This is a genomic window from Rhizobium sp. MHM7A (assembly GCF_005862215.1).
GTDB lineage: Bacteria > Pseudomonadota > Alphaproteobacteria > Rhizobiales > Rhizobiaceae > Rhizobium > Rhizobium bangladeshense.
The window spans coordinates 304,501-324,406 of record NZ_VCHT01000001.1 but is presented as its reverse complement, the minus strand read 5'-3'; the positions used below and the strand labels follow the sequence as shown (position 1 = coordinate 324,406).

Genomic DNA, 19,906 nt, shown 5'->3' with positions numbered 1-19,906 from the left:
AGAGAGCGTTCTTTCCTCGTTGCATGTCCTACGGCTTCCTCAGACTTCATCGTGCCTAAAGGGCGAAACCTCCGTCAAGTCTCTGCGACATTATGTGGATTTGCCTGGGCACTCTCAACCGTGTGTAATTCCTTACAGTGGTCAATAAATTTAGCTGGACGAGACCCATTTCCAGCGCCACAATTCCTTTACTTCGATTTCAAAGGATTACGTTTGATGGTCCAGATTCTAAAACTTGGCCCAAACAAAGTGGTCACAGAGGTCATTTGCACAAGGTGCCAATCGACACTCCGCGTTTATGAAGCTGAGTGGAAAGACGGAGGCTACGGTAGCGAACGTCACATCAATTGCCCCGTGTGCAAGGCGCACATAGTGAAGCCAGGCACCGAATACCAAGGCGATTTCTAATCCAGATCGACCTCGCACCCTGTAAGCGGCTCTTACAGGGTGCCTTATAGGCATACTGCTCTGCAGATTTCAGCGAAAAGCTATTCAAGGAGGACCATAATGGCAGAACATCTAGGCATTGCACCGGATTATTGCGGAACTGGCACGATCAACTCTTCAGGGAAGATCGTAACTTCCGAGAAAGAAATACTCACAGCACTCGTAACAGGCGGAGAACTTCGAGGCATGTACACTGCCCGAGGCGCTACCGAATTTGAGCTACTGACGGGCGAGCAGGTGAAGGCTGAAGACAAGCGTGGGATCATGGAGATTGGTAGCGGCGCTCAAGTTCCCCAATCGGTGATGCGGAGCCTGGCCGAGAAAGGGTTGATCTCCATACCGCCACGTCAAGGACCGCGAAATCGAGTTGCTATAGCAAAGCTCCAGCCAAAGCTTAGTCTGATTTCGGGATAATCTCGTTAGGCTCACAGCCTTTTATCTCTTTAATAACGCTTGCTCACTCCCAAGGAACACAGCAGAATCGGAAGATCGCAATCTGGAATTCCCGATGACGACTTACCTTGATGTCCCGTTCCGCTACCCCGCTACCGTAATTCCAAAACGAGCCAGGAAAGAACGGGACGTATTTCTTACAGCGGCACTCTCTCTACCCATCCCCGAACTGCATCCTGATGATGCTCCGGTCGTCATCGAGGCGGAGGTTGAGTATGATTACGTCGTCCGCACTGGCGAAATGAAGGAGAATGGCTGGTACGACACTGCCTGGCGGCACAAGCTTGTTCCAGTCCAATACCGTCGCTACGGGAGCCATCTTCTTCGTCCTTTTGATGCCGTCTATCAGTGCGGCTTCGAAATCCCGGAGACATTCAGCGTCTCACGAGAAGACGCGTCTGAGCTTTTCCGCAAAATCCTCCGGACCATGAATGGCTTCTACGAATTCGAAGTCCAGCCCGTGATCGAGCCCGGGCGGCGTGACACATTCAACGAGACGGAGTTTGAAGGAAAGATTTTGGCAGATAACCGAAGAGAAAGAGCCCGTCTACTCACAGAATGGGTGAATGACTACGGCCTAGTCTTCATCGACGACCTTCTCTGGAAGCGAACAGAGCTACCCGTCTGGGACATTGGTTACGAAGAACTCAAGCCGGAGCTTGCACCGACGGCAGACAGAGGGTCGAAGCGCTTCCTGCGGCCAGTGCCATACGAGAACTGCACACACCTCGAAGACGCCTTCTGGAATAAGGATTTGGCACAGGCGAACTTTGCCCGGGCGATGGCGGAAAAGCAGGAATATAGCCGAGCATCAAGGACAGCTCTGGAAATCGCTCCTGAACGCGGACACATCACTCTGGTTGGCGAACTTCCTTTCGGGCGCAACGAGCCAGTGCAGCGGATATTTGAATGCCTTTCCTACGCGGTAGAACGTTCCCGTGACATGCCTGCTGCCCTCGGCAAGAACCTCCAAGACTTACTGGCAGCGTCAGATGCGATCCGCAGAGACGAAGAAGCCGACCCTCACGCTCTCATCCAACAGCTGGTGGATTTCAATGAGCCCTATTCAAAATTGCCCGAGAACAAGTATCATAATCCAGTTGAATATCGCCTAGAGAAGATTCAGCGCATGGTGTCGGGAGCTTCTTCTGAAGCCGCGCCTGAAACTGCCCCGATCAAACCATTCAGCCATCGCGCTCGCAGGGCGAACGGCTACGATACGGTGCCAGCGCAAGCTCTCATTCCGATTGATCACGAGGGGACGACCATCTTCATTGACCGAGAAGATGCTCGGCGCGCATGTGCAGCATTTGCAACGGGAGAGAGGACCCAAGAGGAAGGGAAGACTTACGAGGAAGTCTTCCAGGTCGACGGACTACCGGCATTCCGAGCCAGCGACAGCGTCACACTTACCGAATCCCCGAAGGTCATTGGCTCCGAGCACACGCTGTTCGATATCCTTGAGAACAAGCAACTCGACCTTCTGGCCAAATGCGACTGGGAAACATGGAGACGCGGGGCAGGGACCGTTCTTCGGCCTGAGGGCACCGGTGGAATGGCGGCGCGCATTTGGGTCAAAAGAGAGTATGCCAGCCTGCTTTATATCTTCCTCGATGATCGCTACACCTATGAAGCTGTCGAGTTTATCGACAAGGTCGGGGACGCAAAGCAGCTCTGTGAAGCCGCACTGGAAGCCTACGGCTTCGGCCCGGACTATTTCAACAAGCACTTTGGAGACATCTTCAGGCTGAAAAGAGACCGTCTACAGGAGGTTCAGCCTCAAGACCTTGAAGATGACGGTTTCGAGTTCGATTTCAGCGAGGCCGCCTCAGACAATTGACGATCAACGCCAACGCCCGCGATCATTCGACAGCGGGCGTTGGCGCACCATGTTTCCAGACGGGATCAGGTCGTTTCCATATCAATTTTCTGACGTCGAAGCTCCGACTCTCGGCGCTCCTCCGTGTAACGGCGACGGCGTTCAGCTCGCTTTTCACGTTCAGCTTTCTTCCATTGGGTGTCAGCCGCAACGTAAGCGTCAAAGTCGCCTCCAACAGCAACCCGGTTCCAATACATCCCGATGGCCAGCGCCATGATGCACCCGGCGAGTTGCAGCATTTCCATTCCGAACTGAGTGCTTTCCTTTCGGATCAGGTAGACCAGCGCCTGACATACAATGAACGGAATGCTGATCGAGGTCACAACCCTCAAAAAACCGCCGAGACGCTCCAGTTTCGTGATCCGCCGCCCATCTAAGTCGTAGTCACGGGCCATTAGAACGAAGAGAACTTTTGACAAGCGGTTGAGAACGGGCATCGGATTACGACATGCCTCTTCAGCACGAACACACAACTTCGCACCGAAGTTCGGCTGGATCAGACCGCGCTCCGCAATCTGAGCCTCCACATAATCTTCCAGGCCCTTTTCATACCATCCTTGTTCGCGGAATTTCCGTCGGAGGCGATCAACGTTCGAGCCCGTATCTTCACCCAGGACAGCTTTTGCACCTTCATCCACCGAACCGAATTCTCTTGAAACAAGTCCGTCAGCCATGCGCTTCAACAGGGCGCTGTCATCATATCCACGCTGCTTATTCTCGCTATCCATATTGCTTTCCTCTGCGAAAACCATGCTAAAAGCACACCCTCAATTTCGAAGGGCCGCAAGGATTTCTTGTTGTTCAATTTGGATACGAACCTGTCCATGACCTCGCAGGAGTGATCTGGCCAGCAAAATGCGGATCATCTGACGACAGTAGGGCCGCCCCGGAACCATTCAATCCTCTGGCTTCCACACGCCGGATGCGCTATCTCTCAGGAAAACCGCGAGGGGAGAAAGTGCAATGTTCATTCCGAAACTCAACGAAGAAGAAGCGCGCTTTCTTACCCTCCGATATCTGACCACCGCTCCAAAGAACCAGGGCACGGTCGAAGAGATAAGGCACTCAATCCAAGCAACCAGGCAGATGGGCGACGACGACCTTCGCCCGAACCCGACACGCAGCAATGCGCCGTTTTGGCATCAGATTGTTCAGAACTCGACTGACCGCATCATCATCCCGCGCGGCTATGTGGACGTCATAAGCCCGCCGCCGAACAAGATCGTTCGACTGACAGAGGGCGGCTGTCGTTTCCTCAAGCCCTATGTGGAGATGTTCGAAAGCCACCCCGACCTGGCCACTTACACGTTCTTCGACAACTCAATTCTGGAAGACCTGTTCTCTCGGAACAAAGCCATCTTCACTAAGAGCCGGATTAGAAGCTCCGAGCGGCTTTGCGACTTCATAAAATCGAAGAGGTCCGCGCAATTGATCTCGCAAGCCATGGAAGACCAGGGTTACGCAGCAACCTTTCTCGATGGCCTGGAAGGAACCTATTCGTCTGCTTCGAAGGACCCGACAGACGAAGCCACATTCCGGGTTCGACAGATCAGAGCCTGGCGACAGATACGCACCAGCTTCGATCCGATCACTGAAGCACTCGCAGATTTCACGAGCCTGGTGAACACCCCGTAGAACCCGCCTTAGCCCCCAGAATGCGAATGCGGGTGACTGATCACACGACTACATCGCGCTTTCTTTCAGACGACCGTCAAACAGCTCTGGCGGTCACGCCCTCTGCAATATGCGTTACCCGACCAGATCGTCCGATAACGGCCCTTATCATAGTTCGCCCAACTACGGCCGAGCTTGTAAAAGATCAGATATACGAAAGTCGCTTTACACCAAGCCACTCAGCAGCTTCCGCGACCGATTTCGCGTGGCGCAGCGCCGACTTGTAATCCATTGCGCTGAGGCCTGGCTGCAGTCTTTTAAGCTCCTCAAGGTCGGCAGCTTGTTGTTCAGTCTCGCTGTTTCTCGACATCTTAAATCCTTTATCTGGTTTCTTCCGCAGGATGCGGGGGATGAGCCACAAGTTCAAGTCCGGCAAATCTCTTTGATCGAGCGCTGCAGAATATCTATTGCAAGAGGAATATCCTTTGCGCCAATGCTGCCGCAATGCAGGCGCAGGTAAGGACGGCTCTGACCGTCGATATAATGGTGGCGGTTTTCATCAATCAGCAAGCCGTTTTCCTTGCACCTGACGACAAGCGCACGGATATCCAAATCATCCGGCAGTGGCAGCTCGACATAGGGGCCGCCCTCCGGCACTGGACCGCCAACCCCAAAGGCTGCGATTAATGCACGGCGCATCGTATTGACCCTAGATTTCAGTTCATGCCGCCAGCGATCCAGGGCCTGTGACGTAATGCCTGCGCGTGCAGCTTCCTGGATGAAACGTGGGGTCGACAGCTCCATGGTGATTTTCCGCGCACGCAGAGCCTCAAGCGTCGCTTTGTCAGCCCGAACGAATCCCACACGAAAATCGGGACTGACGATCTTCGATAAACTCCCAATGCGGATACTGCGGCCAGGATCAGCGGGAACAGGGGTGGGCGCGCACTCGAACCACAACGGCTCATAGGCATTATCTTCAATCACCCAAGCATCGTTTTGCCTCGCGACCTTGGCGACGCGCTGTTTATCTACCTCCGGCAGTGACCGGCCACTGGGCGGCGTCAGGTTGCTCGTCAGCAGGATCGCGTCTATTGCACCAAGTTCTTCCAGTTCGACCACCGTATGCCACGGCTTCACGGTCATCGCGAGTTCCTTCGCTTGCCGCAGAACACCAAAATAACATGGCACCTGGATCGCCAGAGTTTTGCCCCGACCGACATGCTGCAACGACAACATCAACGCTTGAGTAGCGGAGCCGGTGATCAGCGCCTCGCCGGTCCAGTTCGGCGTCAGGCGCTTCACATCATCGCGAAGCGCGAGGTCGCCCCATGTGTCGGCATAAGAAGCCGCCCGGCGCACATCGATGGCTTTGAGCGCCGCATCCAGCTCGCTTAACGTTTCGTCCGGTAAGAGCACCGTATTGGACTGCAGGGATAGCATCGTCATTCTACAGCCGCGTCTGACCAGATAATGTGATCCCCATGCTGTGGCTTGACGATGACGTAACAAATGCTGTTACCGTACTGCTGCATGTCGAACGACAGTCCGGCTCTCAGGAACGCCTCACGCAATCGATCCGGCGCGTGTTGATAGAACTGATTGACGTCAAGGACCGCATCCCATCGACCCTTATCGAAGTCGATGATTTCAGTGCGCTGGGTATGCAACACGTCGTCATCGGTGATCCGATTATCCTCTCGGGTTCGAATGAGGATATTGTCCAGCTCAGTTTCGATATCGCGGGCCTTTGCCGCACCGGAGGGAATTTGAGCAAAGCTGTTGAAGACAAACCGCCCTGATGGCTTAAGGATGCAAGCAATGTTCCTTGCGACCTTATCCAAATTCTCCGGTTCAACGTAAGCGAAGGCTTGACGGACAGTGACCAGGTCGTAGGTGCGGGCAGGGATGTTACCAAGGTCCTCAAGCTCTGCCACCTTGCCTCTGCGGCCAAGCCGTCTTTCCGCGACCGCCAGCATTGAAGGAGACCCATCAGCGAAATCGACATCCTTCAGTCCGAGGTTCTGAAGCGCGAGCGTAGAAGCTCCCGTGCCACAGCACAGGTCGAGCACCTTCGCCTGGTTCGGCAACGTCATATTGCCTATTGCTCGCTCCAAGCTTGTCGGCTTGTCAGGCGCGGATTGGAAACGAGCATAGGCCAGATCGTAGAGGTCGCTATTGTGCCTATAGAGACTATTCTCCTTGAGAAGAGGCAGCAGCTCCTCCGGGTCTCTGAGCAGTATCAGCGTGCCATGATGCGGTTGATTTACAATCCGCGCGCCGCCGTGCACAGCTTGTGCAACTGCCTTCCAGTCATCGAAAGTGCCAGGTGTCGACAGGTCGGGAACAGTGACTCCTTCAGGCAAGAAAACATGGCTGTGCACCACGTAATTGATCTCGGGTCGTTCCTGCAGGATACGATGTGCCAGCGGCGCATTCAGACTGGCTTTTCGCTTGGAACTCCGAACGTGAACCGTGCCGTCGTCACCAATATCGGTGATCAACGTAAAATCATCGACGCCAGGACGCTCTTTGTTTGAAGCGCGAGCGGTGATCAGAGTTCCCACATTCGTGCGCTTTGCAATGAATCCGAATTCAGCACCAGGATATCGAGGATCGCGAGATTCATATTTCGGGAACAGCGACCATTTCGCCCATACTTCCGTATAGCGGATAGTTTCTGCGAGATCGCCGCTGATGCAATCTGGCAATCCATTCAAAGTGAGTTCCGTTCGATGATGCCGATTACCGACCCGGCTACGGAGCAAATCGATAAAAGACTTCGCACCCTCATCCAGCCCGTTCGAAGGCTTAATGCCGCGTTCCCCTGTAATCACCAGTGATCGGTTGGCAGAAGCCTCCTCGCTCGGCAGCAATCCCAACATCATGGTGCAGCGATACTTGAGCAAATTGGAGTAAGTATCATCTATTGCTTCATTAATGGACGCCCCTTGCTCACTGGCATAAATGCCGATTACTGCCAGATGCGGGTGCGCAGCCTTTACTTGCTGCATGATGTGGCCGGATGTGACCACGTCCCCTATCAGCGCCTGCGCGCCCTCACACGCTTCAGTAATCGCGCCGACGTCTTCCGCAAGTATTTCCGCCTCCATCCCAGAGGCCAACGCCTCCTTTGTCAATCGATGGAACACGGCGCTATGGCAATAATCGCCGGAAGGGAGGATGAATAACAGCTTACTCATGACGCCCACTTTTCTCATCTAGTAACTGGGCGATCTTTCTGCCGATAGCCTCGCCAACCTGAATCTTAGGAATTTCCTGCCACTCCTCGTGGCCAGAGAGGGTAACGAACGTGATGCTATTCGTAGATGAGCTACGATTAGCCATCAGGTCTCCCACCTGGTTGGCACAGATAAAATCTGCACCTTTCCTTTTCAATTTGTCGCGCGCGTATAGCAGCAGGTCATGCGTCTCCGCAGCAAATCCGACTACCACCGATGGCCGTTGCGACGGGTGGGTTCCCACGGCCTGCAGGATATCCGGGTTTTGACGTAGCTGCAGCGTATGGGCCTCACCCTCTTTCAAAGAAAGCGTGACCGGGTGCGGCAAGCCAAAGTCTGCGACCGCCGCAACGCCGACGAAGATGTCAGCAGGCAATTCAGAGATAACCGCATCATGCATCTCCTGGGCAGAGCCAACATCGATAGTGCGGATACTTTCGCAAGCTGGCACAGCCAGGTTCGTCTGGCCGGAGACCAGCACCACCTCAGCACCCATACAGGCCAGTGCTTCCGCTACAGCGTGACCCTGCCGCCCTGACGAAAAATTCGTGATGACGTCACCGGCATCAGTGAGTGGCTCAACCGTTGGCCCGCTGGTGATGATAACCTTCCGCCCCTTAAGCTCATTGCCTGCAGCCGAAGAGCGAGACTCGTTTCGACGATATGATTCCTCACACTGGTGTTGATCGGCGACCGCCCGGACACTCTGCGATAATTCACCATCACCTACACAGACCCACTGCTGCCTATTATCGTAGCCGACGACCGTACTTCGCGGAAACAAACTCTGAAGCTGCGCCACGACACCAATGTTGCCGATTACGTCGAGCGACACGACCTCTTCCACCTGATTCTTCACCTTCAGTTTGTGATCTGAGCGCTGTGCCGGAACAAACGCAGGAATGTTTGCCAACTGGACCACCGCATCATAATCCTCGGCGGCCTGCTGAACACAGGCCGCAATCAAATCCTGTGTCGATATGATCGTATGACCGTGCACCCTCTCGATGATCTCCAAGCCCTGTACAATCGGGAGGGAAGGGGATTTGGCCGTAATGAACGTAACTTTCGCACCAAACGCGACTAGCGCCGCCGCCGTTCTCGCGCCGTGCCCTTGATCTCGCCCCTGGTTAAGATAGTGCCGGACCCCGTCGATGACTTCGCGTGGACTACCACCAATGACCAGAAGGTGTTTGCCTTCGAAAATTTTCATTAAAGAACTCGCGGCATTGAGCGCCAGGCTGCTAGGAATTCCAACCTAAGTAGTGACAAGAATGCGCCACCACAAGCGAACCGCATTCTTCGCTACGAGCTAAATCCTGCCTTCATCATTTCGCTGCACCAACTCCTTGAAACGAGCTATCGCCTGCATCTCAGTATCTCCACGAAAGGTGCCGGAACCGCCGCCATCGTCCCACTTGGCGCTTTCTGTGTAAATGAAAACACCATCCCCTTCGATTGAAAGACCAACGACCCGCCCGCTTCCGGCTGGACCCTCCTTTTCGAGGAACTTACGCATGGCTGCCGTCTGAGGTTTGTCGAAGGAATTCATGAGTTGGCTCTTACTTGTCACGGTCGATGACGCAATGCTGTCCTGGAGAACACAGCCCGTCAAGCGACTCCTCCTAAATGGCCGGAGCCTCCGAGAGTTCAGCAAGAACCCGCACTTCTGTAACGGTCACTTGCTTGGGATCAAATGCGACAAATTCGAAACGCTCGCCAGTGGTAGGGTTAATCCCAATCACTCCGTCATGACCAAGGGCAATCAGTTCATCACGCCTGGAAAAGCTGATCTCATGGGATTCCATACCATACATGAGGAACGGGTTCTTGATATCCACGTGAGCGACCATGACTGTCGGGACATCTCCGTCCTCGATGCAGTTGCACCTCGCCAAATCGACTGCATCATCGAAGTTATCCGTGAAATAGATGCCAGCTGCGTCCTCATACCGAAATGGCAGAAATTCCCGAATCTCCTTGTAGGACCCGTGATAGAGTTCATGAGGAATGTTTCTGATCGCAGATGTCATGAAAGGCCTCCCAGTGGACCCATCCCGCTTCGTCCGTACGAATAGTTGATGTTCAGCATGCGTTCTTGCACTTCAGCCTTCAGACCTTCGTAATCTGCGATGTTCGATCTTTTAAGGTCACTAGCGACCCGCCTCTCTAGGACGGTCATATTTCCCAAAAAGCTGAATCGATTGACGACCGAAGCAACGATCTCAGGGACAGCAAGCTTTTCCTTTTCAGGCAAAAATGGCATCAGCTCCGCTTTGTCAGACTCGTATTCCTTCATCATTGCTCGCTTTTCCAGAAGGCGAAGGAAACCATTCCCCGTAAATGGATCGTTATGAAGCGGAGCTTCCCAAAGCTTGAGAACAGCGATTTTGCGAACCACCTCCTCATCAAAGGCGTGATTTCGAAGCGCATTCAGGTCATATAGGTCGCGAATACGAATCCTTTGATAGGAAGCCCTAACCTTTTCCCCCAGAACCTCTTCAAGTGCCAGGCAAGACAGCGGGGATGGCTCTCGCTGCGTATCGGTGGTGAAGGTCGATTTTGGCGTCAATGACACCGGTTCAAGTATCGGCTCAGCCCTGTGATCTATCTCCACCTTCACGGCCGTTGTTCTACCGTCTGGCAGTTTACACTCAACCGTCACGATGTGAGTATTCCCATGAGATGGAACTCGAATTCCATCCTCCGGCACGTGGAAACTCAGCCCGTGCGCCGTCCCGCTGATTTTCGCGATTAACGTGGATATCGTCCCATCCACATCAACAAGGCTAGTTTTATTCAGTGAGTAATCAAGATCACCCGAAAATCGGAAATCTTGGCCAACATGTATCCGACGCAGCATTGACCCACCCTTAAAAACGATGTGCTCGGACGCGCCCACCTCTGCGAAGTGCTCAATCACATGTGTCAGAACGATATCAGCAAGCGCCATATCCGCACTGCGGGCACCTAGCTTTTTCCTGACTACTTGTAGCTTGAGCCTGAAATCACCGTTGAATATGTCCAGTTGACGCACGCTTTCTCCCAAAGCGATCCGTCTCCGCCTTCAGCATGGCCGCATTTACATTTACCTGCAGGCCCCAGTCAGCAACGAAACCAAAATCGCCGTTCTCTCTGGTTTCACGGCCCAAGCGGGATCGTTGACCAGCCGTAATCCTGTTCTTCAGCATGGTGCGGCACTCTGCATGAAACAAATCAGGACGCACGACATCGAGCAGAAAGCCAAGTCTTTGTAGAGCCGATGTGGACCCTAGGCGCACCGTCTCGTCGACGACCGCATCAAGCCCCGCCTTCTCAATGCCACTGCCGAGAATGATGCCCGCCTCAGCGACCCCGCCAGCAAGATCGATGCGATCAATACAATCTGCCACCGTCTTCGCTACTGAAGAGATTTTGAAGTTGTCTCGGCCATCCCTTTCGACACCATAAAATCGACCAGGCTTCTGTTTGACAAAAACTATTCTGAAGCCTTCAAACTCGCGTTCTCGCTTCTGCTTCTCTATGGCAATGAAGATCGAGGTTGGGCGCTGCCAAGTTAAACCATGGTGCGCAGCAGCTGCCCACCAACCAACGTAACCTTCCGGAACAATGGCTGAAGCAAATTTTAGAGCTGTCATATATCTGAGATCAAGGTGCCCCAGTTCAGAAGGATACAATAGGTATCGACCTGGCGCGACGCGTTGAAGCCACCCCTTTTTCTCAAGTCTTTGCAAGACTCGAACGGCTTGTTCTCGATCACCCACCACACCCAAGGCGAAAGCGACGTTTATCTCCTCTACTTTTTTATTCTCGGCAGCGAGGACGACCTTAGCCTCCAACGCTCCAAGCGTTCGCACTCGAAATTCAACATCATCAACAGTCTCGAACATAGTCGCAATCTCCGTGTAGATCATATAACGCAGATGCCTTCTGGAAGCAACCAAGTAATATACTCTACACAGGTCGTGCGGCGACCTCATAGGCGCGGGCGTGATAAAAACCAAACGTCCATTCGAGTAGCGATAAGGACCCTTATCGGGCTTCTCGCGCTAATCCATGCTGCATACGGCGGCTCACGAGGTCTACTACTTGAACCGCAACCTCCATGATTTGCATCGCGCGCCGGGACCTCGATTTCCGAAAAAGCCGATCACGACGAAATCCCCGAGCAATAGGCAGAGCCGGAAAGCCTTCCTGCACCAACCATGATCTGGACGCTGAGTCCGTTCGTAAGGCGCTGGTATTGTTCCTTGGTCACCGGGCAGTCGATGGAATCGCTACCCTCTAAAGCAACTTGAGCCGTCCAGCTTTCCGGGTACGTGGTGATTTGCGGCACGTCGACGTCGCCAACCTTCATGTAGCTGACCGAGGTCGATTCCGGTGAGTAAGAACGCCCGACCACAACCCCATTCGATGGCGAAGTTTCGATCCCCAGGCTATCGACACCGATAAAAATAATGATCCCGAGGATACTAACAAGGATACAGATCAGGAGTGAGAAGAGGAACGGCATGATCGGACTATCACGCCACATCGAAACCACGCAACAATTCCTTAAAAACACCTTGACCAAGGAATACGTAGTGCAACAAAAGATAATCCGCATTCCGAGATCGAATTAGCCAAGAAGCAACCCGATCTCTCACCTGGGCCCGCAGGATGCGCCGAGCTGGCGTTCTTCTGACGATGGTGAACGACCGATAACACCCATTATCGGCTAATCGCCTCTTGCCTTGTGAGTATGGTCAGGCCAGCATTCTGAAGCTGCCGCGTACAGGCAACCAAGGAAATTAAATGCAGTGGATTTTGCAGGAAGACAAGGACAACACAGACCTAGCCGAAATGCTGGATCGAATGGGAATAGCCTATTCCGTTCACTCGAAGCTCCGTGATGTCGCGGTTCCAGAACCAGTCATCGATGATCCGAACCGCGTCATTGTCTTCGGCTATTATTCGGCACAGGCGTTCGCTCGTGACCGGGGGTACAGCCCTGGCGTCTTTGAGCTTCGACCCTACGTTCTGGAACAGGCCTGGCAGCCCTATCTTCTAAATCCTCGCGATGCCGCAACGTTCGTGAAAGTTCGCGACATCGGAGATCGCGTTTCCGACGACGACCGAAGGTATTTCGTCCGACCTGTCGAGGACAGCAAAACCATGTCAGGCGTTGTTCTTACCGGTAAGGAAGTCCGGGCCAAGGCTGCGGACGTCATGGGCCTTCCTCCGGAACGTCTGGTACCGGGAAGGCTCGAACCCGAGACCGAACTATCGCTGTCTGTGCCGGTCACCATTCAGAAGGAATGGCGGGTATGGGTGGTATCCGGCAAGGTGGTGACGTGGTCCCTCTACAAGATGGCCGGACAGATGGTTGTTCGTCGGGAAATCGACCAAGATGCATTGGATTTCGTAAGCGCGATGGTCGAGATCAATCCTGACTACTCCAACGCCTACGTGATCGACGTTTGTCGGACCGAGGACGGCCTGCGGATCATCGAAACCAACTGCATCAACTTCTCCGGCTACTATGATGCCGATCTACAGAAACTAATCGATGCGATGGAAGGTCTCGATCCATCTCTTGAGTACAGGACATGAGCATGGAGATGATGATTTTCTTTTGACAGTGGAGGTAAAAGCGAGAGAGCGAAAACCTTGGGCGCGATTTCCCGTCAACAGTCGACCCGTGAAGGCCTTGTATATGCGCATCATATCGGTCCAGGTCTGACCATCGGCTGGCATTCACCTCTTGCTCGACTCATATTTCCTTTACAAACAGGGACGTCACGATGAAAAGAGCGCTGATGGCAGTATTTCTTTCCGCTGCCGAATTCTTTTTAGCAGCTTCCGGGCAGGCACAAGAGAATAACCGACGGACCATCGCCTTATCACCTGACGTTCAGCAGAACGGGATACCGCCGCGTGAGCAAACGCCATCAGCAATGGACTCCACCAAAAATCGCGGCCTGGATTTGTCAACGATCACATTCAGCATAGGCGATACAAAGCTCAGGCACGGAGAAGACATCAGGGGGGCGGCGGCAGCATCAGACTGTGATCTAATGGCGATTCCGCCAAGGATATTGAATACTCACTCTAAATACGCCGGAGACGACCACACAAAATCTAATATCGACCAAGACGCACTTGAAGAGCGAAATCACATTCTACAACCGATACGCAACTCAATTCGGCTGCTAACCAGGGAGGCTTATACTCAATCGGGAACGGCTTCATTAAACCGAAGTCGCGCAAACTGTGTTTCGAAGAATGCGCTTCGGTGGGCAAGGGCTTCTGCTCTTTCTACAGCCCTTTCTCCAGACGCAATCATGACCAGGGACCGATTCATTGCCGAAATTGCTCTCGCACTTTTAAAAGCTAAAGAAGCACAGGAATTCACACTTGAGGAAAACACTGCATTCGGAGCCTGGCTCCGACCGATGGCAAAATCGACTATCGACTATTACTCGTATCGCGCAGGCCCAAAATCGAAGGTGAATAATCATCGTTACTGGGCGGGCCTGTCAGTCGCTGCTATCGGCTATCTCACAGGCGACCATGACCTTATCGAGTGGGGCCAGCAAAGTTTTAATATCGGCGTCTGTCAAGTTACGGCAGATGGGTTCCTGCCCCTCGAACTAGCTCGGGGAAGGAAATCTCTGGAATATCATGTATATGCTCTTCGCCCGTTGCTCGCCCTCTTGCAACTCGCCCAAAACGAAGGTGACAACATTCAAACGAAGTGCCCTGGAAATCTGGAGCGACTGACCAAGAGCACGATGGTCTCAATCCGGGACAAATCAGTAGTCGAGCGCATCGTCGGCATCGAACAGGAATTTCACGTCACGGAAACGAGCTATTCCGAGCCGTTAAGGCTTCAATCTCTCGTCTTTTCATTTTATTGAGCCTGCGCTCCATTCTGTCCGTCCATGCTGCTGCGAAGTGAGAGCGTTCCGCAGCAACTACGGTGACCCGCCCGCTCGATGAAATCCGCCTATTGCCGAGCATGAAATTCATGGTGAACGGCAGTACGCTAAACCTGATGCCTGTCGACGGGTGCCACCACCGAACGCCGATAATACCCATTATCGGGCAAACAGATAATGTGAAACAAAACAGAGTCGAATATAACTTATCCATTGATTTTTATAAGCTAAACTGGATGTTTGATTTATTCATTCAATCGTGCGATTGTGCCTCTGACAGGAGATTGACCATGCATCCAATAATTGCCCTCCGCCAACTCGATAACTTACAGCGTCAAATAGTGAATATTTTGCTGCGCGCACCAGAAGGCATGCCTCAGAAGGCAATCATGTCGAAGCTTCCAGCTGGAGTGAGTCAGCCCACGTTATCCAGAGCTATGAGCAAGTTGGCTGACAATGATATCATACTGAAAACTGGGGAAACAAAGGGCGCACTGTTCTCGCTCTCCGAAGATGCGAGGTGGTTCGCAAGGTCGGAAAAGCAAAGGCCCAAGGTTCCATACGATTCGGATCGCATTACCTCATACATCCCAAACGAGAGCCGATGGCTACCTCAAGCCCAACATGACCGAATGCAGCACGCCGCGAGGGGGATCAATGAAGCGCTTGACGCATCGACATACAGTCGAGAAATCGCTCAGCGCTTCCTTATTGATCTGGCCTGGGCGTCCTCAAATCTTGAAGGCAACACATATTCGTACCTGGACACTGAAGTGCTTGTGAACTACGGCGAACAGGCATCCGGACACGACCTTTACGAAGCCACGATGATCCTGAACCACAAGAACGCTATCAACGAACTCATCGACAACGTCGGCAAACCGGTTTTAAACGAACGATTTGCCTCTCGTTTCCACGCCCTCTTACTGCGCGACCTTGTTTCGGACGAGGATTTGGGACGCGTACGCGGCTCGGGAGTTGGCATAGGCGGTTCTTCATACCTGCCGTCTGAAGACAGATATACACTCATGTCTGGTCTGGGAAGTTTGTTATGGAAGGCCGAACAGGTTGAGGACGCATTCGAGGCCAGCTTCCTTCTGCTGTCGGGCCTTTCTTATCTGCAGGCATTTGTTGACGGAAATAAGCGCATGGGTCGCTTGATGTGCAATGCTCCTCTCCTTTGGCAAGGGCTTCCACCAATCTCTTTTATTGGAGTAGACCAAAGCGCCTATATCTCAGGCCTGATACTTTTCTATGAGAAAGGCGACACCTCCCTTTTGGCAGAAGCAGTTGCCGACGGCTATGTGGAGCACGCAATGAGTTACGCAGCGGCCGTCGCCACGAAGCGCGTTCCTCGATCTATCGAATTGAAGGAGCGCCCTCGTATCGACCGACTTGTTCGGCAAGTCATCGATGAACAAATCGAGGGAGACGACATACGGCAACTTTTAAGATCACAACTTGCCGATCTCAACGAGGACGACAGAATATTTCTTTGTGAACGAGTTGAAAACATTCTCAATTCAATCACAGCAGATAACGCTGCGGCATGGGGCGTTGATGCTGACAGTGTCGAGCGATACCAAAATTCGGGTCCTAAGATCGGCATTTAATTTATTCGTTTTATATTCACATCGCCTACATCTCGCTTAAGTTACTAATTTTAATGACTAATTTCAAATGATTTATTCACCCGGCGCGTGAATCGCACAAGGGGCACGAGCACGATGATGACCAGGTTGCCTCACTGCTCTAATCCGCCCCGTTGGGCGACGAGGGGCTGTCGGTGATGTCTACGTATGAGGTCACCCGGCTACGTTTTTTCAATGGCTTATCCCGTTCGCTCAGGTCCATACCGCTATTAGCATAAGAGTTGGAAGTGGATTCGACGGTGAAGATTGCTGAAACGCGGCTTAATGGCCCAGGCAGGGCGTAGGGCTGAGCATGTCTGTACCAAGACAGATTCGTTGCTTCTCGTCCTGACGACCTACCGGGTAGATGGGGATGTCCCCCGCAATGTTTCGGAACTATGTAGCAAATGCCACAAGGCTCCTTTTGTGTCGTTGATCGCGTTCCACAAGCCAACAGGTTAGCCCGTCGAATCAGGTTGACGGTCAACCATTTTACACTCACGCTAAATCTCTAGTGAAATTACCCGTTAGGAGTTGGCTATCATGACGATTACCGAGAGAGCTTTGAAAAGCATGGTTGAATGGGATGGTCTTGATGCTTCGATGTGGGGTTTCGCGATGATCTCTCTTGGTTCCGTTGTATGGTTGTTTGCGCAAGAGATTTTCAAGAATATCGGTGACTTCGGTACCGTTCTCGCATGGATTCTTGGGGTCTCGGTTATTTCCTATTGTATCGGAGTTGGCATGAGGTCTCTCGCCAGACGACTTGTTAAGTAACTACTATCTCGAAGGCCTTCCCTTTCACCTTCAAGAACCGCTCGTTCGACACGGATCGCATCCAGCAGCGCTTCCAATTCCGCCCACGCTCCGGTTCCACAGCCTGAAGGCAGTATTCACTGTGGTCGGAATCTTGTGACATTTGCTACCTAATTCCGCAATGTTTCGGTGGAGCAGCTCTGCTTATTCTGGTTGAAAAAGTCGCCGCCTAGACTCAAGCTATTGATCGGCAACACATGCTTGAAAAGGACTTTCTATGAAACGACCGGTCATTCTGAAGCTTTCGGGCATCGACGGCGTGGCGCTTTAGTCAACGCCTTCCTTCCTCCGCCGCGCACCCGTGATATTCGATCCGATTGGAACGTGGCGACGGAAGTCATTTCGACGTCCTCCCGAGCTAGGCTTGGCGGGTGGACATACCGCCTGGTGTTTCCTCCTCGCCCTGACGCCTCGGCGGGAGCGAGCGGAGCGTCGACGGCTTAGGCCGTTTCAGGAACTATTAAAAGCGCCGTGCTCAATACGCCGCACGCCATCGCCCAAGGCAAGCCCAGGAACCTGCGCACTTACTTCTCATCGATCAGGTTGACCACTCGGCCTCGACCTTCCAGCATCGGGGCGAACACCTTGTCACTAATCCGACGCTTTGCTTCCAGGTCACTTCCAGCAAAAACGAGATCAAACCCTAGCTTACGCGCCGCCCTTTTTTCCCTTGCTGACCGATACTTTGCTTTTGCGGCGTGTAGAATTCTCAGAAACACCATACCCGAAACTCCTTTCATTTCCTTCATGATGTCGGTAGCGACCGGCCGATGCAACTCGGGGCTCGATAACGACCATTATCAACCCTTGCAGATTGACCAACGCTAAGTGTGGGCTACAATAGTTTCATCAATGGCCTCCACCAGACTTCGTCGTAAGCGTGGGGGCTTTTTTGTTCGCTAATGGCTTGTGATCATTCGGCCGAAGTATGGGATTTACTGACAAGTAGTGAGACGGAGACAAGGAGGCGCAAATTGCAAATATCCTTAGAAACCACAACCTGGATCAACCAATCGCTTCTCAGAGGAGCGAGTTTTCTGTGCGCTGTTGCCGCTCTGATAAGCACAGTATCGGGCGGAGTATTTTTCTTGGAATGGTACGCCCCTAGTTCATGGACCCCACGCAGCTTTTCGTCGTCTCAGCTTGCAATCGGTGCTGCCGCGACCCTCGCGTTCTTCGCGTTCCGGGTTCGAAAAATTGAAAACAATCCTGAAAGGGCAACAACACCAAGTTCTCGCTCATCCGGATCGCAGCGGTGCTGGTCGCGGGACTGATGATAGCGATGAACTATCGCTGGCTCGCTCCAATACTGGCTAAGCCTCAAATATCTTGCGGATGCGTTTATACATTCTGAGAAAGCCACAGAACCATAATTCGTCTTATCGAGCTTTGTCCGACACTATTCCGAGCTGGCCGCGCCATTTTGTCGGCCGGGATTACACCGGCTCGCCGTCCGGCCCAAGCGGCACTGTCTTGAACGAAGGCCCCATCCTAAAGTAAAAATAGCCGCGTCGATCCGGATCAGAGGTCAGAAGCTGCTTGAATGCGGATTTGCAGGATTCAATGACCGTGTATCCCACTTCGCGTTGTGGCGGCAGAAACGGCACGCCTACCAGGTCGGGCATGTCCATATCCCGAATGAAAGTCAGGCGGAACGTGGAGATTTGATCGTCACCGGAGAGGAATTCCAGGTTCATTCCAGGAAACCCGAAGCCAGCCAACTCAGACTTCAACTTTTCCTGGAAAGTGATCTTTTGTTCATCAGCCAGCGCCCCTTCGATACAGAAGTCAGTGCCTACGGTGGTCGGCAAACTGAGCAGCATTCCTCTCTCCTATTGATGGCTTTCACATTTACCTAGAGACAATGACAGGGCTCTACAAGGTTGCCCGGATAACTCGCTTTATAGGAGTTCCGAAGAAATGGCATTTGCGATTGGACCGGATCAGCGTCATCGTTAATCATCGCCATAATGGAAACCGGTCCAATGACCAAAACTGCGAAACTTGTTAAGGACCTTGCTGAGACGCGCCGAGTGACGCCATACAGCGACGGTGCCTCGTTTCTTGCGGATCAATTCAATAGGATTGAAGGCGTAGAAGGAGATGAGACTCTACGGCTCATCGCTGATCTTATGCGCGCAAAGGCAATTTCTCCTGAAGAGGGGGGCAACCTGGTATTGGCCCACGTTCGAGAGCTGGCTTCTGCCGCTGTGGACGGAGCAGGTACAGGTAATGAGTTGGGATAATAACCCGTGGGAGCCCTCTGAAGATGGAGTGATCCTTCGAAACAAGTTTAGAGTAACAGACAAGGCCGAACTCGACTCGCTGGAGTTTTCATTTGTCAGAGCAAACATGAAGCAAGCTCTGGCAATGCTGCAGCTGGAAAAAGAGATTACACTCCAAAGCTGGCAGAGATGTCACGCAATTCTGTTTAGTGATCTCTATCCCTGGGCTGGCCAAATCAGGCATTTGGAGGCCAGGAGGAGACACGCTCCTTTCAACTACAAAAATGATATCGAAAGCTCGACAAACGACATGCTGAGCCGGGCAAAGGATTCATCCTTTTTCAGCGATCACTTGGGGGAAGTATACTGCGTATTAGCATTCAATCACCCATTTATTGATGGCAATGGACGCACCTTGAATGCCGTCTTCACTGAACTGGCCCGTCGGAGTGATTTTGGAATTGCTTGGGACAAGGTGAATAAAGAGACCTACCTGTCAGCGTTGACCCAAGGCGTGATGTTCATGATGTATAATCCGCTTGACGGCTTCCTGAATGACCTGAAGGTTATGCTCGACCATTACGATCCCGAAACAAGTCTAACAACGGCTCATACAGCTAAGTGACCGTCGGTTTGGTTCCGGATGAATTCCAAGCGAGGATTATTCGCCTTATCGCAG

Annotated in this window: 21 protein-coding genes; 9 read left to right on the top strand and 12 right to left on the bottom strand. The window is 52.7% G+C overall.

The genetic code is table 11. The features are described from left to right. Positions 1-507: 507 nt before the first annotated feature. Together FFR93_RS01885 and FFR93_RS01880 are read left to right on the top strand one after the other, a co-directional pair. The gene (locus FFR93_RS01885; RefSeq protein WP_138391648.1) at positions 508-861 is read left to right on the top strand and encodes a hypothetical protein; all 354 of its coding nucleotides are present in this window, start codon (positions 508-510) and stop codon (positions 859-861) included. 94 nt (positions 862-955) lie between these two features. Beyond that, positions 956-2,740 (top strand): hypothetical protein, encoded by a 1,785-nt coding sequence (locus FFR93_RS01880; protein WP_138391645.1) that lies wholly within the window; start codon positions 956-958, stop codon positions 2,738-2,740. Between the two features lie 65 nt (positions 2,741-2,805). On the opposite strand, the gene FFR93_RS01875 is transcribed toward FFR93_RS01880, so the two are convergent. Continuing rightward, on the bottom strand, positions 2,806-3,507 hold the full coding sequence (locus tag FFR93_RS01875; RefSeq protein ID WP_138391644.1) for a hypothetical protein: 702 nt from the start codon (positions 3,505-3,507) through the stop codon (positions 2,806-2,808). A gap of 235 nt (positions 3,508-3,742) precedes the next feature. Here FFR93_RS01875 and FFR93_RS01870 point away from each other — a divergent pair, with 235 nt between their 5' ends. Then, positions 3,743-4,414 (top strand): hypothetical protein, encoded by a 672-nt coding sequence (locus FFR93_RS01870; protein WP_138391643.1) that lies wholly within the window; start codon positions 3,743-3,745, stop codon positions 4,412-4,414. 184 nt (positions 4,415-4,598) lie between these two features. Here the strand turns inward: FFR93_RS01870 and FFR93_RS01865 are convergent, their stop codons facing one another. From FFR93_RS01865 to FFR93_RS01825, 9 genes are all read right to left on the bottom strand, one after another. Beyond that, the gene (locus tag FFR93_RS01865; protein ID WP_138391642.1) at positions 4,599-4,820 is read right to left on the bottom strand and encodes a hypothetical protein; all 222 of its coding nucleotides are present in this window, start codon (positions 4,818-4,820) and stop codon (positions 4,599-4,601) included. Next, complete coding sequence (locus tag FFR93_RS01860; protein WP_138391641.1) at positions 4,817-5,842, bottom strand: PLP-dependent aminotransferase family protein; 1,026 nt, start codon at positions 5,840-5,842, stop codon at positions 4,817-4,819. The genes FFR93_RS01865 and FFR93_RS01860 overlap by 4 nt, the downstream gene beginning before the upstream one ends. Beyond that, on the bottom strand, positions 5,839-7,596 hold the full coding sequence (locus FFR93_RS01855; protein WP_171049025.1) for a methyltransferase domain-containing protein: 1,758 nt from the start codon (positions 7,594-7,596) through the stop codon (positions 5,839-5,841). The genes FFR93_RS01860 and FFR93_RS01855 overlap by 4 nt, the downstream gene beginning before the upstream one ends. Continuing rightward, a complete protein-coding gene (locus FFR93_RS01850; protein WP_138391639.1) occupies positions 7,589-8,848 on the bottom strand; it encodes a phosphopantothenoylcysteine decarboxylase in 1,260 nt (419 codons plus the stop codon). Before FFR93_RS01850 ends, FFR93_RS01855 begins: the two co-directional genes overlap by 8 nt. Before the next feature lie 99 nt (positions 8,849-8,947). Continuing rightward, positions 8,948-9,187 (bottom strand): hypothetical protein, encoded by a 240-nt coding sequence (locus FFR93_RS01845; RefSeq protein ID WP_138391638.1) that lies wholly within the window; start codon positions 9,185-9,187, stop codon positions 8,948-8,950. 73 nt (positions 9,188-9,260) lie between these two features. Further along, positions 9,261-9,668, bottom strand: coding sequence for a hypothetical protein (locus tag FFR93_RS01840; RefSeq protein WP_138391637.1), 408 nt, complete (start codon positions 9,666-9,668; stop codon positions 9,261-9,263). After that, positions 9,665-10,672, bottom strand: coding sequence for a nucleotidyl transferase AbiEii/AbiGii toxin family protein (locus FFR93_RS01835; RefSeq protein ID WP_138391636.1), 1,008 nt, complete (start codon positions 10,670-10,672; stop codon positions 9,665-9,667). Before FFR93_RS01835 ends, FFR93_RS01840 begins: the two co-directional genes overlap by 4 nt. Next, on the bottom strand, positions 10,644-11,525 hold the full coding sequence (locus FFR93_RS01830; RefSeq protein ID WP_171049024.1) for a type IV toxin-antitoxin system AbiEi family antitoxin: 882 nt from the start codon (positions 11,523-11,525) through the stop codon (positions 10,644-10,646). The genes FFR93_RS01835 and FFR93_RS01830 overlap by 29 nt, the downstream gene beginning before the upstream one ends. Before the next feature lie 260 nt (positions 11,526-11,785). After that, positions 11,786-12,178: a hypothetical protein gene (locus FFR93_RS01825; RefSeq protein ID WP_138391634.1), complete on the bottom strand. Its 393-nt coding sequence runs from the start codon at positions 12,176-12,178 to the stop codon at positions 11,786-11,788. Between the two features lie 251 nt (positions 12,179-12,429). Here FFR93_RS01825 and FFR93_RS01820 point away from each other — a divergent pair, with 251 nt between their 5' ends. The 4 genes from FFR93_RS01820 to FFR93_RS01805 all read left to right on the top strand — a co-directional run bounded on the left by FFR93_RS01820 (position 12,430) and on the right by FFR93_RS01805 (position 16,963). Continuing rightward, positions 12,430-13,227: an ATP-grasp domain-containing protein gene (locus FFR93_RS01820; protein WP_138391633.1), complete on the top strand. Its 798-nt coding sequence runs from the start codon at positions 12,430-12,432 to the stop codon at positions 13,225-13,227. Between the two features lie 191 nt (positions 13,228-13,418). Further along, positions 13,419-14,534, top strand: a complete 1,116-nt coding sequence (locus FFR93_RS01815; protein WP_138391632.1) for an alginate lyase family protein — start codon at positions 13,419-13,421, stop codon at positions 14,532-14,534. A 62-nt stretch (positions 14,535-14,596) separates the two neighbouring features. Continuing rightward, on the top strand, positions 14,597-16,168 hold the full coding sequence (locus FFR93_RS01810) for a Fic family protein (RefSeq protein ID WP_138391631.1): 1,572 nt from the start codon (positions 14,597-14,599) through the stop codon (positions 16,166-16,168). A 561-nt stretch (positions 16,169-16,729) separates the two neighbouring features. Beyond that, positions 16,730-16,963: a hypothetical protein gene (locus FFR93_RS01805; protein WP_138391630.1), complete on the top strand. Its 234-nt coding sequence runs from the start codon at positions 16,730-16,732 to the stop codon at positions 16,961-16,963. A gap of 563 nt (positions 16,964-17,526) precedes the next feature. On the opposite strand, the gene FFR93_RS01800 is transcribed toward FFR93_RS01805, so the two are convergent. Further along, a complete protein-coding gene (locus tag FFR93_RS01800; RefSeq protein WP_138391629.1) occupies positions 17,527-17,724 on the bottom strand; it encodes a hypothetical protein in 198 nt (65 codons plus the stop codon). A 714-nt stretch (positions 17,725-18,438) separates the two neighbouring features. Continuing rightward, positions 18,439-18,825: a hypothetical protein gene (locus tag FFR93_RS01795; RefSeq protein ID WP_138391628.1), complete on the bottom strand. Its 387-nt coding sequence runs from the start codon at positions 18,823-18,825 to the stop codon at positions 18,439-18,441. A gap of 162 nt (positions 18,826-18,987) precedes the next feature. Between FFR93_RS01795 and FFR93_RS40625 the strand changes: the two genes are divergently transcribed. Both FFR93_RS40625 and FFR93_RS01790 read left to right on the top strand, forming a co-directional pair. Further along, positions 18,988-19,248 (top strand): hypothetical protein, encoded by a 261-nt coding sequence (locus tag FFR93_RS40625; protein WP_171049023.1) that lies wholly within the window; start codon positions 18,988-18,990, stop codon positions 19,246-19,248. Further along, positions 19,235-19,852: a Fic family protein gene (locus FFR93_RS01790; RefSeq protein WP_171049022.1), complete on the top strand. Its 618-nt coding sequence runs from the start codon at positions 19,235-19,237 to the stop codon at positions 19,850-19,852. Before FFR93_RS40625 ends, FFR93_RS01790 begins: the two co-directional genes overlap by 14 nt. The last annotated feature ends 54 nt before the right edge of the window (positions 19,853-19,906 follow it).